The organism is Paludibacterium sp. (assembly GCF_019232825.1).
In the GTDB taxonomy this organism is placed as follows: domain Bacteria; phylum Pseudomonadota; class Gammaproteobacteria; order Burkholderiales; family Chromobacteriaceae; genus Paludibacterium.
In genome coordinates, this window is the sequence record NZ_JAFAND010000076.1 from 12,368 (window position 1) to 28,663 (window position 16,296).

Sequence of the window (16,296 nt, forward strand, 5' to 3'; positions counted from 1 at the left end):
ATGGAGGAGCTAGAACAATGGAGACTTTTTATCAGGCCATGCGGCGCCAGGGCGTGACTCGGCGCAGCTTTCTCAAATTTTGCAGCCTGACGGCCACCTCGCTCGGGCTAGGGTCGGCGTTCGTGCCGCGCATTTCCTGGGCATTGGAAAACAAGCCGCGCGTGCCGGTGATCTGGCTGCACGGCTTGGAATGCACCTGCTGTACCGAATCCTTCATCCGCTCGGCCCACCCGCTGGCCAAAGACGCCATTCTGTCGATGATCTCGCTCGATTACGACGACACCATCATGGCGGCCGCCGGGCATCAGGCCGAAGCCATCCTCGACGACATCGTCAAAACCTACAAAGGCAACTACATCGTCGCGGTCGAGGGCAACCCGCCGCTCAACGAGGACGGCATGTTCTGCTTCCCCGGCGGCGAGCCGTTCGTGGAAAAGCTGCGCCGCGTGTCGGCCGACGCCAAGGCGTTGATCGCCTGGGGTTCCTGCGCCAGCTGGGGCTGCGTGCAGGCGGCCAAGCCGAACCCGACCCGCGCCACCCCGGTGCACCAGGTGATCACCGACAAGCCGGTGATCAAGGTGCCCGGCTGCCCGCCGATTCCGGAAGTGATGGCCGCGGTCATCACCTACATGGTCACGTTCGACCAGCTCCCGGCGCTCGACCGCCAAGGCCGGCCGAAGATGTTCTACGGCCAGCGCATTCACGACAAGTGCTATCGCCGGCCGCACTTCGACGCCGGCCAGTTCGTCGAGAGCTGGGACGACGACGGCGCGAGGAAGGGCTATTGCCTGTACAAGATGGGCTGCAAGGGGCCGACCACCTATAACGCCTGCTCCACCGTGCGCTGGAACGACGGCACCTCGTTCCCGATCCAGTCGGGCCACGGCTGCATCGGCTGCTCGGAAGAAGGGTTCTGGGACAAGGGCTCGTTCTACGACCGCGTGACGTCGATTCAACCGTTCGGCATCGAGGCCACCGCCGACAAGATCGGCCTGACCGTGGTCGGTTCGGTCGGCGCCGGCATCGCCGCGCACGCGGCGCTGAGCGCGATCAAGAGCACGCTGTTGAAGAAGCAGGACCTCAAGCCGCTCGACAAGGATGAAGCGAAGCAAGACGCCGACAAAGAAAACAATAAGGAGAATGTCTGATGGCTTACCAGACACAGGGTTTTACGCTCGACAACAGCGGCCGCCGCGTGGTGGTCGACCCGGTCACGCGCATCGAAGGCCATCTGCGCTGCGAGGTCAACCTCGACGCCAATAACGTCATCACCAACGCCGTGTCCACCGGCACCATGTGGCGCGGGCTGGAAGTCATTCTCAAGGGGCGCGACCCGCGCGACGCCTGGGCCTTCGTCGAGCGCATCTGCGGCGTGTGCACCGGCACGCACGCGCTGACCTCGGTGCGCGCGGTCGAGGACGCGCTCAAGATCCAGATCCCCAAGAACGCCAACCTGATTCGCAACATCATGCAGGCCACGCTGTACGTGCACGACCACCTGGTGCACTTCTACCACCTGCACGCGCTCGATTGGGTCGACGTGGTGGCGGCGCTCAAGGCCGATCCAAAGAAAACCAGCGAACTCGCGCAAAGCATTTCCGATTGGCCGCTGTCGAGCCCGGGCTATTTCCGTGACCTGCAGTCGCGCCTGACGCGCTTTGTCGAATCGGGCCAGTTGGGCCCGTTCCGCAACGGCTACTGGGGCCACCCGGCAATGAAACTGCCGCCCGAGGCCAACCTGATGGCGGTAGCGCACTACCTGGAGGCGCTCGACTTCCAGAAGGACATCGTCAAGATCCACACCATTTTCGGCGGCAAGAATCCGCACCCGAACTGGCTGGTGGGCGGCATGCCGTGTGCGATCAACATCGACGACGTCGGCGCAGTCGGCGCAGTCAACATGGAACGGCTCAACCTGGTATCGCAGATCATCGACCGCGCCATGGCGTTCGTCGACCAGGTCTATCTGCCGGACGTGGTGGCCATCGCCGGCTTCTACAAGGACTGGGCCAGCATCGGCGGCGGACTCGCCAGCCAAAGCGTGCTGTCGTACGGCGATTTTCCGTCGATCGCCAACGACTACAGCGACAAGAGCCTGCTATTGCCGCGCGGCGCCATCATCAACGGCAATTTCAACGAAATCCACCCGGTCGACCTGTATGCCCAGGACGAGATCCAGGAGTTCGTCACCCACAGCTGGTACCGCTACGACGACAACAACAGGGGCCTGCACCCGTTCGACGGCGTCACCGAACCGAACTTCGAACTGGGCGCCAATCACAAGGGCACCAAAACCCGCATCGAGCAATTGGACGAGTCGGCCAAGTACTCGTGGATCAAGTCGCCGCGCTGGAAGGGCCACGCGATGGAGGTCGGGCCGCTGGCGCGCTACCTGATCGGCTATCACCAGAACAAGCCGGAATTCAAAGAGCCGATCGACGCCCTGCTCAAGAAGCTCGACGCGCCCAAGAGCGCGCTGTTCTCCACGCTCGGCCGCACCGCGGCGCGCGCGCTGGAAGCCTCGTGGGCGGCGCACAAGCTGCGCGGATTCCACGACGACCTGATCGCCAACATCAAGGCCGGCGACACCGCCACCGCCAACGTCGACAAGTGGGATCCGGCCACGTGGCCCAAGACCGCGCGCGGCGTCGGCTTCACCGAAGCGCCGCGCGGCGCGCTCGGCCATTGGCTCAAGATCGCCGACACCCGCATCGACAGCTATCAGGCGGTGGTGCCGACCACCTGGAACGCCGGCCCGCGCGACGCCAAGGGACAGATCGGCGCCTACGAGGCCTCGCTGATGGGCACGCGCATGGCGGTGGCGGATCAGCCGCTGGAGATCCTGCGCACGCTGCACAGCTTCGATCCTTGCCTCGCCTGTTCGACCCACGTCATCGGCCAGGACGGCGGCGAACTGGTCAAGGTGCAGGTCCGCTAAGCGTCCGAGGGAGATAAGCGATGAAGACCTATGGATTCGACGGCGACGCCCCGCAGGGGCTGGGGCGCAAGGTCACCTCGATCTACGTGTACGAGGCGCCGGTACGATTGTGGCACTGGGTCACCGTGCTGTGCATCGTCACGCTGGCGGTCACCGGCTACCTGATCGGCAAGCCGTTGCCGTCGGCGCCGGGCGAGGCGGCGTTCACCTTTGTGATGGGTTATATCCGTTTTGCCCACTTCACCGCCGGCTACATCCTCGCCGCCGGACTGATCGGCCGCTTCTATTGGGCGCTGGTCGGCAACGCGCACGCGCGCGAAATCATTTTGGTGCCGGTGTGGGACAAGCGCTGGTGGCGCGAATTTTTCTTCGAGGTGCGCTGGTATCTGTTCCTGGAGCGCTACCCGAAGAAATACATCGGCCACAACCCGGTGGGGCAGATCGCCATGGCGAGCTTCCTGTGGGCGGCGCTGTTGATGTGCTTCTCCGGCTTCGCGCTGTACGGCGAGGGCCTGGGCACCGATAGCTGGGCCTATCGCGCCTTCGGCTGGATGATCTCGCTCGTCGGCGGCAACAGCCTGGCGCTGCATAGCTGGCACCGGCTCGGCATGTGGGCCATCGTGTTGTTCGCCATGGTGCATATCTACGCCGCCATCCGCGAGGACATCATGTCCAAGCAGAGCATGGTCTCGACCATGATCAGCGGTTTTCGCATGTTCAAGGACTGACGCGGCGGCATGAGCGATACGACGATCACCATTCTGGGCCTGGGCAATTTGCTATGGGCCGACGAGGGCTTCGGCGTGCGCGCGGCGGAAACGCTGTTCGCGCGCTACGCTTTGCCTGACCACGTCGACGTGATCGATGGCGGCACCCAAGGGCTGTTGCTGTTGCCGTGGATCGAACAGGCCGACAGCCTGATTCTGTTCGACGCCATCGACTTCGGCCTGCCGCCGGGCACCTTGCATCTATGCCGCGACGGCGCCGTGCCGGCCTATCTGACCGCCAAGAAAATGAGCCTGCATCAAACCGGCTTTTCCGAAGTGCTGGCGTTGGCCGAGCTGCAAGGCCGGTTGCCACGCCGCATTGTCTTGATCGGCGTGCAGCCGGTGGAGCTGGAGGACTTCGGCGGCAGCCTGACCGCGCCGGTGCGCGCGCAGATCGACCCCGCCATCGACGCCGCCCTAGGCGTACTGGCCGATTGGGGCGTGGCGCTTGCACCGCGCCAGGATGGCGCCCGGCTCAATCACGCCAGCCTTGCGCTCGGCGACTATGAAACCGGCCGGCCCTCGGCCGCCAGCGCGTGCCGCATCGGCGACGCGCGCGTCTTGGGAGACGGCTGATGTGCCTGGGCATTCCGATGCAAGTCGTGCAGGCCGGTGAATTCCATGCCCAATGCCGCCATGGCGACACGGTCGAAAGCGTCGATCTGACGCTGATCGGCGCCGTGACGCCCGGCGACTGGCTGCTGGTCTTCGCCGGCGCCGCGCGCGAGGCGCTGACGCCGCAACAGGCCGACGACATCGGCGCCGCCCTCGCGGCGCTGGAGGCGGCGATGAACGGCAGTTTCGACCCCGACATCCATCTCGCCGGGCTAGGCCTCGGCGAACCGCAATTGCCGCCGCACCTGGCGGCGCAGGATAAATCATGACGAGCCACCCCACCCTTTTCGATCGTTTGGCGGCGCGCGGCTATCGCGCCGTCGATGCGGACAAGCTGGACCGACTGGCCGCCGACAGCGAGCATCTGTTGCTGATGCTCAACGCCGATCCGCTGCACTATCCGGAAGTGCTCGACAACGCGGTGATCGTGCCCGAGGTGCTGCGCGAATTCCCCGCCGGCACTTTCACCGTCGCCTACGCCGACATCGCACACAGCCGGCGCATCGCCGAGCGCTATGGCGTGATCAAGTTTCCGGCGCTGTTGTTCTTGCGCCGCGGCGCTTATCTTGGCGCCATCTCCGGCCTGCTCGACTGGCCGGACATCGTGCGCGCGGTGGCCGACCTACTGCACGCCGAGCCGCGCCGGCCGCCGTCGGTCGGCATTGCCGTGACCGGCGCGCGGGAGGGTTGCGCATGAGTTCCCGCCCCTTCCCGCTGCCGGTGGTGGCGCTCGGCCCCGGCTCGCAACCAGACGATGACGACCTGGCCTATTTGCCGCTGCCGCGCGACATCGAGCGCTTCGCCACCCCGTTTTTGCCCACGGCCGAGGAAGCCGCGCCGCTTAGCGGCGCGCTGGCGGCGATCGATCGGCTGATTGCCCAAGTCGCCGGCTACGACGGCGATGCCGAGCGCTACCCGGTGGTCGACCTAGGTGCACTGGACGCCGCCAACCGCCAATTGATCAACCAACTGCTGGGCGAAGGCGAGGTCTCGGCACGGGTGGCGCGGCGCGACGGCCTGCGGCTGGACATACAGGAATCGGTCTTCGCCGGCGTGTGGCGCGTGTTGACGTACGATGCCGACGAACGGCTCGTCGCCGACCGCATCGAAGCGTGCCCGATCCCGGCCGACGTCTGGCGCGAGGCGCGCGCCTTCGGCCGTCCGGCGCTCGCTCTGCCCGACGCGGCGGATCTCGGCGGCCTGATGAACGCCGCGCCGCTGGCGACGGAAATCGCCGACGCCATGCAGCATGCCAAAGACGAAGCGCATGTGATCAACCTGACGCTGCTGCCGCTGTCCCCGGCCGATCTGGCCTGGCTCGACGCCCTGCTCGGCCCCGGCAACAGTGGCGTGTTCTCGCGCGGCTACGGCAAATGCCGCGTCATGGCCACCACGCTCGCCAACGTGTGGCGCGTGCAGTACTTCAACGGCATGAACGGCATTTTGCTCGATACGGTGGAAATCACCCGCATCCCCGAGGTGGCGCTGGCGGCCGGCGACGATTTGGCCGACACCCTGACAAGGCTGCACGAAGCGCGCGACTGGCTGCAGGGAGCGTCGGCATGACGCAGGGATTCGAAGGCTCGTACCTCGGCCGCGACGATCAATTGCCCGACGACGCGCGCCTGGAATGCAAGATCTGCTGGTGGGTATACGACCCGGCGCTCGGCGACGAGGTATGGCAGATTCCCCCCGGCACGCCGTTTTCCGCCCTGCCGGCGCATTGGAAATGCCCGGTGTGCGACGGCGCGCGCGAGCAATTCATGCGGGTCGTGGACGCATGACCTGTCCCGACGTACTGCTGCAAACCGTATACGGACACATCGCGCAGACGCGCATGCGCGATTTTCCGCTCGGCAACCCGCGACTGTCGGTCGAGGCCATCGGCTTTCGCCGCTGGCGCGTGGGCGCGTGCGAGGCTGAAGTGGCCGATGGGCCGCTGTGGCTCGGCGTGCTGCTGACGCCGTGGTTCATGAACCTGATGCTGCTGCCGGCCGAGCCCGGCGCCCTGCCCGCGGTGCCGGCCGGCGGCGACGTGGTGCTGGCGTTGCCCGGCGGCGACTTGCCCTTCATGGCCGGCAGCGAGGATGGCATCGGCGACTACCGGCTGTGTTCGCTGTTTTCGCCGACCCAGCAGTTCGCCGACCAAGACAGCGCCCGCGCCACCGCGGAAGAGATCCTGCGGCAACTGTTTCCCGCCGCCGTGCCGGGCGCCCCCGATCCGGCGCGTCGGCGTTTGTTTGGACTGGCGCCATGAAAGCCGATGTGATCCATATCGATGCGCCAACGAACGGTGAAGTCCGCGTCGCTTGGCCGCGCCAAGCCCCCGAAGCCCTGTTCGCCGGCAAAACTGCGGCGGAGGTGGCGCGCCTGGCGCCGTTGCTGTTTCCGCTGTGCCGCGGCGCGCAGCGCTTGGCGGCGCGTCTGGCGCTGGCGGGCGCCGCCGGGCAGACCGCCATGCCCACCGAAGCCGAACGCGACGCGCTGACGCTGGAGGCGGCGCGCGAGACGCTGCGGCTGCTGCTGGTCGACGGCGCCGCCGCCTTCGACGGCCTGCCGGCCGCGACGCCTTGGCTACAACGCTGGCGCGATGCCCACGACTTGGCGGCGCTTGGCGCGCTGGCCGAGGATTACGTCTTCATCGAGCCGCTCGACCGCTGGCTCGCGCGCGGCGCCGCCGGCTGGCGCATCTGGTTCAACGCCCGGCGCAGCGCCGCGGCGGCGTGGCTCGCCCAACTCGGCGGCCATCAGGCCGGATTGGCCCTGCTGCCGGAACTCGACGCCGCCGCCCTGGCGCTGGCGCCCGAGCGCTGGCTCACGCCCGAGGGCCCGGTGTGGGAAGGCGAGCCGCGCGAGGTCAGCTGGCTTAGGCGTGAAGCACCGCAACTGCAAAGCTGGCTTGAACGCGGCGAATGGGCGCGCGCCCGGCTGCTGGCGCGCTTGATACAGCTCGCGCGCTGGCTCAGCGGCCAAACCCGGCTCGCGGCCGAAACCGCGCACTGCGGCGATGGCGCGCTGGCACGGGTCGACACCGCGCGCGGCCCGCTGGTACACATCGCCGCGCTCGACGCGCACGGCTTGGTGCGCCACTACCAAGTGGTGCCGCCCACCGCCTGGCACACTCACCCGCGCGGATTGATTCAGATCACGCTGGCGTCGCGCGCCGCCGCCAGCGACAACGAATGGCGCCGCCTGTTGACGCTGATCGACCCGTGCGTGGCGATCGCGCTGCGCCGCGATCACAAGGAAACGACCGATGCATGAAATGTCCTTGGCCGAGGGAGTGTTGCAGCTGTTGGAAGAACAAGCCGAGACGCAGCGCTACCACAAGGTGAAACAGGTGTGGCTCAACATCGGCGAGCTCGCCGGCGTCGACGTCGATGCGCTCACCTTCAGCCTGGAAGTGGTCTGCCGGGACAGCTTGGCCGATGGCGCCGTGTTCCATATCGTGCGCGAGCCCGGCCGCGGCTGGTGCCTGCAGTGCAGCCGCGAAGTCGAACTGCCGACGCGCTATCACGGCTGCCCGCACTGTGGCCGTTATCAGATTCAAGTCACCGGCGGCACCGACATGCGTGTCGGCGAGCTGGAAGTGGAATAACAGGAGTATTCAATGTGTACCGATTGCGGCTGCGGCCATGACCCTCTTCACGCCGGCGGCGCGCCGCGGCGGATGCGGATCGAGCTCGACATTCTGGCCAAGAACAACCGCCTGGCGAGCGACAACCGCGCCTGGCTCGCCGAGCGCGGCATCTTCGCGCTGAATCTGGTCTCCAGCCCCGGCTCGGGCAAGACCACGCTATTGACCGAAACCATCCGCCAGCTGGACGACACGCTGGTCTACGTGATCGAAGGCGACCAGCAAACCGACAACGACGCCCAGCGCATTCGCGAAGCCGGCGCGCCGGCGGTGCAGATCAACACCGGCAAGGGCTGCCATCTCGACGCCCACATGGTCGGGCAGGCGCTGCAGTCGCTCAATCCGAGCCCGAGCAGCCTGCTGTTGATCGAGAACGTCGGCAACCTGGTGTGCCCGGCTTCGTTCGACCTGGGCGAGGCGCACAAAGTGGTGATCCTGTCGGTGACCGAGGGCGAGGACAAGCCGATCAAATACCCCGACATGTTCGCCGCCGCCGACCTGATGCTGCTCAACAAGGTCGATTTGCTGCCTTACCTCGACTTCGACGTCGACGCCTGCATCGACTACGCCCGCCGCGTCAATCCGAACATCCAGGTGCTGCAGGTGTCGGCGCGCAAGGGCGACGGCATGGATGCCTGGCTCGACTGGCTGATCAAGGGCATGAACCGCTGCCAGCTGGCGAGCGAGCGCGACGAGAATAGCGATTGAAGCAACAGGCAAAGCACGTCTTGCGCCCTATTCAGGAGGCCGTGCGTTGCTTCGCGAACGCACGCTACCCATCCCATCGGGGAGCGTGTATTCGCCGCAGGCAATGCACGTCTTGTCTCTAGCGGGGCTTGGCCTCGCTGCCCATCGCTTTATCGAGCAGCGCCAGCCCGGTTTCGATATTTCCCTCTCCGCGCATCCGTCGCGAAGTGTGACGCGGATAGGCGGAACAGTGAACTTTACGTAAAAAATCGGCACACAACGCGCTAGGGCCATTTTGTCTCGGACAATACAGTGCCGCCATCGAACCCAGTTGTATAGGGCAAGGAGAACATCATGACGGAACGCTATCTCACCATCACACTCCAGCCGGATTGGAAACAAGCACTGCGCGGGGTTGCCGAAGCCGCCAAGGCGGACAGCTACCAAGGAGAAACGCTCAATTTTGAATCTCCCGCGCAGTTTTTCGGGCAGCTCACCGAACGTCGCTGGGAGATCGTCCGGGCGGCACAAGGTAAAGGAGCGCTGTCGGTACGCGAATTGGCATGATCGGTCGGACGAGATGTCAAACGCGTACGCGAAGACTTCGTGGCCTTGGCGGAGCTGGGCCTGCTTGAGCGTTCCGAACATGGCGGCGTGATCTGCCCTTTCGCATCGATGCACATCGATATGTACATGATTGCGGCCTAATACGACAGTTGTAACGCCTGGTCCCGCTTCGTGGCGGCGTTGGCGCAATGCCGCGCGTTGCGCGGCGATTGCTCCCTACGACGCCGGATTTGCACTCGCGTAGGGCGCACTCGCCGAAGGCAGTGCGCCGCAGACGCGCACGACGCCAGACCCCCTCTCTTTCTCGCTATCTACTGCTGTAGTACTAAGCCCCCCTTCAATCACCCCGAACGTACACCCTTACTCGCGCAGGCGGCATGTTGTACCAAATCAGGTGGCTGCCCTGCTGGACAAAGCCCTCGAACGGCACGCCCGCCCGATCGCGAAGCGCATAGCTGAACTGGATCAGCGTGCCGCCGGGCGGCAGCACGCGCCGCCACGCCGCCACGATGGCGTCGGCTTCCGCAGCGGGCAAGGAAAGCAGCGGCAGGCTGGAGACGATGACATCGACCGTGGCGCCGCGGGGCAACCTCTCCGCCAACCGCGCCGCATCGCCCTGAACCACGTTTAATGTCGGAAAACGCCGGCGCAGATGATGTGCGAACGCCGGCGAGCGCTCGACCACCCACAGTCGTTGCGAGGCGATGCCGCGCGCTTGCAGCGCCGCGGTCACCGCGCCGGTGCCACCGCCGAGCTCCACCACCAAACCCGCGCCGCCGCGCGGCACGCAGGCGGCCATACGCCGGGCTAGCCCACTGGAGCTGGGCCACACGGCGCCGACCGTGCCCGGCCGCGCCAGCCACTCACGTAAAAACAGCCCAGGCGACGCCGCGCGCCATTCGACCACCTGACGTCCCATCACCGAGCGGCAACGTGCGCCGGCGGTCATCATCCATCCGACCACGCTGCTGATATCGAAAGGGGTATGCCATGCCATGAAATCGCTCCCGTTGGCTCGATGCCGATACGGCTTAGAGCGATAGGCTAGCCAAGCGTGCTTAACGGGAGATGAAAGGCTGCGGCTTATTGCGTCGCACAAAAACAACAGCGCGATTGGCGATGCGCGGGCCGGCATAACGCGCCGACAAGGGGGAGTAAGTTCATGGCGGCATTAACATTTTTTTACAAAATGTCAAAATCATAAAACAAAGCAGCAGGTTTAAATCACTCTAAATTCAATAAAAAATAGAGTAATAACTAACAAAATCAATGATTAGCCAGCTTAACTATTACATAAGTATATATAGCTTAGTATAATATCACTGCTTATAAAGCAAATCCTAATATGTTGTTTGCATCTTATAGAGAACAAAAATACCTCGGGCTAATCGAAATGAAAAAACAACTTCTGATTCTTTCTCTTCCTTTGTGCGCGGTTTCGACGGCTTATGCCGCTGGCGCAGCCAATGCAGATATTTTGGCCGCCAATAACCAAATCGGCTTGCAAATCACCTCGACCGACGTACGCTACTCCGAATACGGCGGCACCTACGGCACCGCCCAAGGCCTGATGGATACCGAGCGCGGCACGGTTCCGGGCTACACGCTCTCCGCTTCGCTGATGAAGGATGTCCTGCTTGGCAATGATTATTTCAAGGCCCAGTACAGCCATAACGAAGGCAGCACCAACTACGTTGGTTCCTATATCGGCGGCGGCCTGCCGTATGGTTCGGTCACGACTTCCTCCACCGCCAAGATCGACGATTACAGCCTGACCTACGGCAAGGGCTTCAATCTGGGTTCGCAGGCGATGGTGACCCCGTACCTCCAATACGGTTATCACGAATGGAAACGCGGCCTGGCCGACGGCAATCAGGAAACTTACAGCAATAACTACTATGGCGCCGGCGCCAAGGTACAATACGCGCCGATCGAGAAGCTGGTTCTCGGTGCCAACTACTTCTCCGGCCGCACCATGCAGTCGAAGATCAGCACCAACCAGTCCGTGTTCCCGGGCGAGAGCTTGGGCAACTCGGCGCAAACCAGCTATGGTTTCAGTGTCGACTACGCCATCTCCAAGGACTTCCACGCCAACCTGGGCTACGAACACACTCAGTTCAAGTACGGCGCCAGCCCGCTTTACGGCACCGGTTTCTTCGAACCGAACAGCACGACCAAGCAAAACACCGTCAGCCTCGGCTTCGGCTACGCTTTCTAAGCATACCGCCGCACCTGATGCATCAGCGCCCCACCCGGGGCGTTTTTGTTTTTGGCCTGCATAAAAAAACGCCCCCAAACGGGGGCGCCAACGAACAGAACAAAGTCGCTCGCGCCGACCTGGCAGGAATCGACGCGCCGCCCTTCTCGCTGAAGCTCACGCGGGGAGCGGCCCCAGCGAGAAGGCCCAGTCATTATATTGGAAAATATTGTTTGTGGGAAATATTCCCACGAATTATGCCATGGTCGATTGTGACGGCGGCTGCCCCAGCGGCATCAGTTGGCGCGGCAACCGATTCATGACCTCGACCCCCTCTTCGGTAATCAATAGTTGATCCTCGATATTGAAGCCGCCCACACCATCGACATACAGCGGCACTTCGAACGCCATCACCATGCCCGGCTTGAACGAAACGTTGCTGTCCGCCGCGATGAACGGCCACTGTTCGCAAAAGCCCCCCTGCCCCAGGCTATGGCCGAAGTGGCCGCGGCTGAAGCCGCGCAGGCCGGCTTCATGCAGCACATGCGTCACCGTGCGGTGCACGGCCGCCAACGGGCGGCCCGGGCCGATCATTTCCAGACCGGCGGCAAACGCCTGCTCCAGAATCGCATGCAACCGCGCCTGTGCCGGCGTCGGGGTGCCGAGGATGAAATTGCGCGAACTATCGGACGAATAACCGTCGATAACGCAGCCGACATCGGCCTTGACCACGTCGCCCTCGTCCAACAAGGCGCCATCGCCCCATGGTTGGCGGCCGATCGAGATGTACTCCCAGCTGGGTGGAACGGGCACGCCGCGCGCCTGCGCGGCATCCGACACGCCTTGCCGGAACGCCGCAACCAGATCCTGGCGCGAAGCGCCAAGCACGGCCTCGGCGGCTAGCCGGCCCAGCCCCGCGTCGGCCAAGCTCGCGCCTAAACGCAGGCGCGCGACCTCGTCCGGCTGCTTGACCATCCGCAGCCGCGCCAGCACCCCTGAGCCATTGAGGATCAGCGCATTGGGCAAGGCATTGCGAATCTGCAGGAAGTCCGTGGCCGGAACGAAGTCCAGGTCAAAACCGATTCGCGCTTGGGATAAATGCTGCGACTGCAACAAGCGTTTGAGTTCGCCTAGCGCGCCCTTCAAATCGAAGGTGGCGGGCCGCGCGAAATCGCTGGAACGGCGCGCCGCCCAATCCGCGGCCAGCGCCTGCTCGATGGCCAGCGTGTCGCCATCCACCCGCGCGGTCTCGATCCATAGCGGATGGGTACGCAATTCGACATCGCCACCAGCCTGGCGAAACGGCTCGGCAAAAAGATCGCCGACCACGACGCCAATTGGCCGCGCCGGATCGGCCGGCACCAGGGCAAAGCCAGCGCCGGCGCGTCGAAACAGCCCAGCCACGCCTTGGCTCAGCCCCGTGGCGTAAAAAAACGACTCCGGCTCGCATAGCACCAGGGCATCGAGCCCGGCTTTCTCCATGAGGCGCGCCGCGCGCTGACGATCCAGCCATCCCTTACTCATTGCCTGTCTCTCTTTCTGGGTTTGTCAACGCCCGCACCAGCGCCTCGCGGTCGAGTGCCGGCCCGAGACGCCCCGCCCTCATCAAAGCGGCGCGGTCGCACAGATGGGCGATCACGTCGGCATCGTGGCTGACCAGTACCAGCGTCATGCCGAACTGCGCGCGCAGACGGTTAAGCAAATTGAGAATGCCGGCCTGGACCGACTTGTCCAGCGCCGAGGTCGGTTCATCCAATAGCAACAGCCTTGGCCGGGTCAGCAAGGCGCGGGCGATGGCCACCCGTTGGCGCTGCCCACCCGACAGCTGATGCGGGTAATGCGCCAGCAGACGCGGGTCGAGCCCGACGAGACGCATGACCTCGTCGAGCCCCGACGCGGTATCGCGCTCGCCCATCAGCCGCAACGGCTCATCCAGCGCGCGACCGATGGTATGACGCGGATGGAGCGAGGCGTACGGATCTTGAAACACCATCTGCACCGCGTGGCGCAAGGCGCCGGTCAACGGCACGCCGGGCGACAATGGCTGAGACAGCAGCTCAATGGCGCCGTCCCAGTAACCGTTCAAACCGGCCAACACGCGCAGCAATGTCGATTTGCCGCAGCCTGACGGCCCAACCAGACCGAAAATCTCGCCCTGGCGGATCGCCAGCGTCGCCTCCCGCACGGACGGCGTGACGTTGCGCGCGGCGGCATGGCGAATCGATACATCCCGCATCGACACAGCAAGGGTCATGGCGCGTCCTCCTCCCAGACGGGCAGCTGCTGGCCGTACGTCGCCGCCGACGGCTGGCAGCGCCACAGCATTTGGGTATAGGGATGACGCGCATGCGCCAATTCGCCAGCCGGCAACGTCTCCAGCAGCGCGCCATGCCGCATCACCAGCGCTTGGCGACAGTAATGCGCCACAAGCGGCAAATCGTGGCTGATCAACAACACCGCCATGCCGCGCGCTTCGGCCAGCGAGGCGATCAGGTCGAGCGCCTGGCGCCGCAGCGCCTCATCCAGCGCCGACGTCGGCTCATCGGCGATCAGCAACGCCGGTTCGCTGATCAAGCTTGCCGCCAGCATCACGCGTTGCCCCATGCCGCCGGACAAATGATGCGGATAGGCGTTCAGCAAACGGCGGTTCGGCGTCAGCCCCACGGCGGTCAACATGGCCTCCACCCGCTCGCGCCGCTCCCGTCGGCCGAGGTGGCGATGATGCAGCCGCAGGCCCTCCTCGACTTGCCAGGCGACCGTCTTGACCGGATTGAGCGCATAGCGCGGGTCTTGCTGCACCAGGCCGATGTGGCGCCCGCGCAAGTGGCGCCAATCAGCCGGCGTGGCGGCAAGCAAATCCTGGCCGCGAAACAACAGCCGTTGGGCCTCGACTCGGCAGCCTCGCGGAGTCAGGCCCAGCAGTGCCCGCGCGGTCATGGTCTTCCCTGAGCCGGACTCGCCCACCAGCGCGACCAGCCCCCCCTCGTGGCAAAACGAGATGCCATCGACAAGCGCGCCTTGAGCGGCGCGTACCGTCAAACGCTCGACAATGAGCGGCAGTGTCGGCATCGGCTCATTCATGGCGCGGATCCAGCCAGTCGCGCAGCCCGTCGCCCAGCAGATTAAACGCCAGGCTCGCCAGCAGGATGGCGCCGCCAGGAGCCATGGCGACCCACCACTGATCGAAGATCACCGCGCTGCCGTCGGCGACCATGCTCCCCCATTCCGCCGTCGGCGGCGGCACCCCCAGCCCAAGAAAGCCTAGACCGGCCGCGGCCAGAATCATGCCGCCCAGATCGAGCGTGGCGCGCACCACCGTGGTAGGCAGGCACATCGGCAACACGTGGCCGAAGCACAGGCGCACACCGTGAATGCCCTGCATGCGCGCGGCGGCCAAATAGTCGCTATGACGCAGCACCAGCGTTTCGGCCCGAGCCTGACGCGCATACACCGGCCAGGCGGTCAGCGCCAAGGCTAGCGCGCCTTTCAACAAACCAGGCCCCAGCACGGCAATAATGGCCAAGGCCAGCACCAGCTTGGGCAGCGCCAACACCATGTCGGTCAAGCGCATCAGGATGGTTTCGATCCAGCCGCCGGCCATGCCGGCGGCGATGCCGACAGTCAGGCCCACCGGCACGGTGAGTAAGAGCACCAACGAAATCAGCAGCAACGTCGGTCGTGTGCCGAACAGCACGCGCGACAACACGTCGCGCCCCAAGCCATCGGTGCCGAACGGGTGCGCGCTGGAAGGCGGCAGCAGCCGCAGCGTCAATTGCTGCCCGTCGGGATCGGACGGCGCCAGCCATGGCGCGAATAGCGCCACGGCCAGCAGCAAGGCGAGAATAGCCACGCCCAGCCAGAGCACGGGCGTCAGCCGGCGCGGCCGGCCGGCCCTCCATGCAGGCGGCGGCGCGCCATCCGCCAGGGAATAAGAGGAATCGGTCATCGGGTTCTCGGATCAAGCCAACGCGCCAATAGGTCGGCCAGCATATTGAGCAATACGAAGCAGGCGCCGATCACCAGCGTGGCGCCCAAAATCGCCGGCGTATCGGCAGCGAACAGCGCCATGGTCAGATAGCGGCCGATGCCCGGCCAGGCGAACACGGTTTCGGTCAGCACCGCGCCCTCGAGCAAGCCGGCATAGGTCAACGCCAGCACCGTCACCGCCAGGCTGGCGACATTCGGCAAGGCGTGGCGCCACAAGATGCGCCACTCGCCGGCGCCGCGGGCACGTGCCGCCAGCGCATACTCTTGGCGCGACGCCTCCAGCAGCGCGGCGCGCAGCACCCGCACCACGCCCGCGGTCGATTGCAACGCCAGGACCAGCGTCGGCAGCCACAGATGGGCCACCACATTGCGCAATAAATCGCTGTCGCCGGCGCGCAAACTATCGAGCAACAACAGGCCGCTACCCGCCGGCAAGCTATAGAGAAAAGCATCGTCGACACGCCCCGGGCCGCCCGCCCAGTGCCAGCGCGCGTAGAACAGCAATAGGCCGATCAGACCGAGCCAGAACACCGGCACCGAATAACCCAGCACGGCGATGCCCCGTGCCACCCAATCCGGCCAGCGCCCCGGATAACGCGCTGCCAACAAGGCAAGCCCCAGCCCCGCCAGTCCGCCGAACAGCATGGCGGTGGAAGCCAACTCGACCGTGGCCGGAAAGGCGTGGCGCAAATCGTCGGCAACCGGCTGCCCGGTGGCGCGCGACACGCCGAGATCGCCCTGCGCCAACCGCCAGACATAATGGGCGAATTGCTGCGGCCAAGGCCGGTCCAGCCCGAGCGCCAGGCGCGCCTGCGCATAGCTGGCCTCGCTGGCGTGATCGCCCACCGCCTGCAATGCCGGATCGATCGGCGCCAGGCGCGACAGCAAAAAGGTCAGCAGC

Annotated in this window: 20 protein-coding genes; 14 read left to right on the forward strand and 6 right to left on the reverse strand. The window is 65.1% G+C overall.

The genetic code is table 11. The features are described from left to right. Positions 1–17: 17 nt before the first annotated feature. From JOZ06_RS09740 to JOZ06_RS09800, 13 genes are all read left to right on the forward strand, one after another. Positions 18–1,148, forward strand: a complete 1,131-nt coding sequence (locus JOZ06_RS09740; protein WP_293231874.1) for a hydrogenase small subunit — start codon at positions 18–20, stop codon at positions 1,146–1,148. Beyond that, positions 1,148–2,938 carry a nickel-dependent hydrogenase large subunit gene (locus JOZ06_RS09745; protein ID WP_293231876.1) on the forward strand — a complete coding sequence of 597 codons (1,791 nt, stop codon included), beginning with the start codon at positions 1,148–1,150 and terminating at the stop codon, positions 2,936–2,938. Before JOZ06_RS09740 ends, JOZ06_RS09745 begins: the two co-directional genes overlap by 1 nt. Before the next feature lie 20 nt (positions 2,939–2,958). Further along, positions 2,959–3,666: a Ni/Fe-hydrogenase, b-type cytochrome subunit gene (cybH, locus tag JOZ06_RS09750; protein ID WP_293231878.1), complete on the forward strand. Its 708-nt coding sequence runs from the start codon at positions 2,959–2,961 to the stop codon at positions 3,664–3,666. 9 nt (positions 3,667–3,675) lie between these two features. Further along, positions 3,676–4,281, forward strand: coding sequence for a HyaD/HybD family hydrogenase maturation endopeptidase (gene hybD / locus JOZ06_RS09755; protein ID WP_293231880.1), 606 nt, complete (start codon positions 3,676–3,678; stop codon positions 4,279–4,281). After that, positions 4,281–4,589, forward strand: a complete 309-nt coding sequence (locus JOZ06_RS09760; protein ID WP_293231882.1) for a HypC/HybG/HupF family hydrogenase formation chaperone — start codon at positions 4,281–4,283, stop codon at positions 4,587–4,589. The genes hybD and JOZ06_RS09760 overlap by 1 nt, the downstream gene beginning before the upstream one ends. Beyond that, positions 4,586–5,017, forward strand: a complete 432-nt coding sequence (locus JOZ06_RS09765) for a hypothetical protein (RefSeq protein ID WP_293231884.1) — start codon at positions 4,586–4,588, stop codon at positions 5,015–5,017. The genes JOZ06_RS09760 and JOZ06_RS09765 overlap by 4 nt, the downstream gene beginning before the upstream one ends. Then, entirely contained in the window at positions 5,014–5,886 is an 873-nt protein-coding gene (locus tag JOZ06_RS09770; RefSeq protein WP_293231886.1) for a hydrogenase expression/formation protein, read from the forward strand. Before JOZ06_RS09765 ends, JOZ06_RS09770 begins: the two co-directional genes overlap by 4 nt. Further along, the gene (locus JOZ06_RS09775; RefSeq protein ID WP_293231888.1) at positions 5,883–6,104 is read left to right on the forward strand and encodes a rubredoxin; all 222 of its coding nucleotides are present in this window, start codon (positions 5,883–5,885) and stop codon (positions 6,102–6,104) included. The genes JOZ06_RS09770 and JOZ06_RS09775 overlap by 4 nt, the downstream gene beginning before the upstream one ends. Beyond that, positions 6,101–6,577 carry a [NiFe]-hydrogenase assembly chaperone HybE gene (gene hybE / locus JOZ06_RS09780; RefSeq protein ID WP_293231890.1) on the forward strand — a complete coding sequence of 159 codons (477 nt, stop codon included), beginning with the start codon at positions 6,101–6,103 and terminating at the stop codon, positions 6,575–6,577. Before JOZ06_RS09775 ends, hybE begins: the two co-directional genes overlap by 4 nt. Next, positions 6,574–7,584 (forward strand): hypothetical protein, encoded by a 1,011-nt coding sequence (locus tag JOZ06_RS09785; protein ID WP_293231892.1) that lies wholly within the window; start codon positions 6,574–6,576, stop codon positions 7,582–7,584. The genes hybE and JOZ06_RS09785 overlap by 4 nt, the downstream gene beginning before the upstream one ends. After that, on the forward strand, positions 7,577–7,918 hold the full coding sequence (gene hypA, locus JOZ06_RS09790; RefSeq protein WP_293231894.1) for a hydrogenase maturation nickel metallochaperone HypA: 342 nt from the start codon (positions 7,577–7,579) through the stop codon (positions 7,916–7,918). Before JOZ06_RS09785 ends, hypA begins: the two co-directional genes overlap by 8 nt. 12 nt (positions 7,919–7,930) lie before the next feature. Then, complete coding sequence (gene hypB / locus JOZ06_RS09795) at positions 7,931–8,665, forward strand: hydrogenase nickel incorporation protein HypB (RefSeq protein ID WP_293231896.1); 735 nt, start codon at positions 7,931–7,933, stop codon at positions 8,663–8,665. A 333-nt stretch (positions 8,666–8,998) separates the two neighbouring features. Next, a complete protein-coding gene (locus tag JOZ06_RS09800) occupies positions 8,999–9,211 on the forward strand; it encodes a hypothetical protein (RefSeq protein WP_293231898.1) in 213 nt (70 codons plus the stop codon). Between the two features lie 337 nt (positions 9,212–9,548). On the opposite strand, the gene JOZ06_RS09805 is transcribed toward JOZ06_RS09800, so the two are convergent. Further along, entirely contained in the window at positions 9,549–10,208 is a 660-nt protein-coding gene (locus JOZ06_RS09805; RefSeq protein ID WP_293231900.1) for a methyltransferase domain-containing protein, read from the reverse strand. 396 nt (positions 10,209–10,604) lie between these two features. Between JOZ06_RS09805 and JOZ06_RS09810 the strand changes: the two genes are divergently transcribed. Continuing rightward, positions 10,605–11,429, forward strand: coding sequence for a hypothetical protein (locus JOZ06_RS09810; protein ID WP_293231902.1), 825 nt, complete (start codon positions 10,605–10,607; stop codon positions 11,427–11,429). Between the two features lie 234 nt (positions 11,430–11,663). On the opposite strand, the gene JOZ06_RS09815 is transcribed toward JOZ06_RS09810, so the two are convergent. From JOZ06_RS09815 to JOZ06_RS09835, 5 genes are all read right to left on the reverse strand, one after another. Continuing rightward, positions 11,664–12,932, reverse strand: coding sequence for a Xaa-Pro peptidase family protein (locus JOZ06_RS09815; protein ID WP_293231904.1), 1,269 nt, complete (start codon positions 12,930–12,932; stop codon positions 11,664–11,666). Then, the gene (locus JOZ06_RS09820; RefSeq protein ID WP_293231906.1) at positions 12,925–13,662 is read right to left on the reverse strand and encodes an ATP-binding cassette domain-containing protein; all 738 of its coding nucleotides are present in this window, start codon (positions 13,660–13,662) and stop codon (positions 12,925–12,927) included. The genes JOZ06_RS09815 and JOZ06_RS09820 overlap by 8 nt, the downstream gene beginning before the upstream one ends. Next, a complete protein-coding gene (locus JOZ06_RS09825) occupies positions 13,659–14,489 on the reverse strand; it encodes an ABC transporter ATP-binding protein (protein WP_293231908.1) in 831 nt (276 codons plus the stop codon). The genes JOZ06_RS09820 and JOZ06_RS09825 overlap by 4 nt, the downstream gene beginning before the upstream one ends. Then, the gene (locus JOZ06_RS09830) at positions 14,482–15,354 is read right to left on the reverse strand and encodes an ABC transporter permease (protein ID WP_293231910.1); all 873 of its coding nucleotides are present in this window, start codon (positions 15,352–15,354) and stop codon (positions 14,482–14,484) included. Before JOZ06_RS09830 ends, JOZ06_RS09825 begins: the two co-directional genes overlap by 8 nt. Beyond that, the coding region (locus JOZ06_RS09835; RefSeq protein ID WP_293231912.1) for an ABC transporter permease at positions 15,351–16,296 on the reverse strand (946 nt) is incomplete at its 5' end. The genes JOZ06_RS09835 and JOZ06_RS09830, both read right to left, overlap by 4 nt.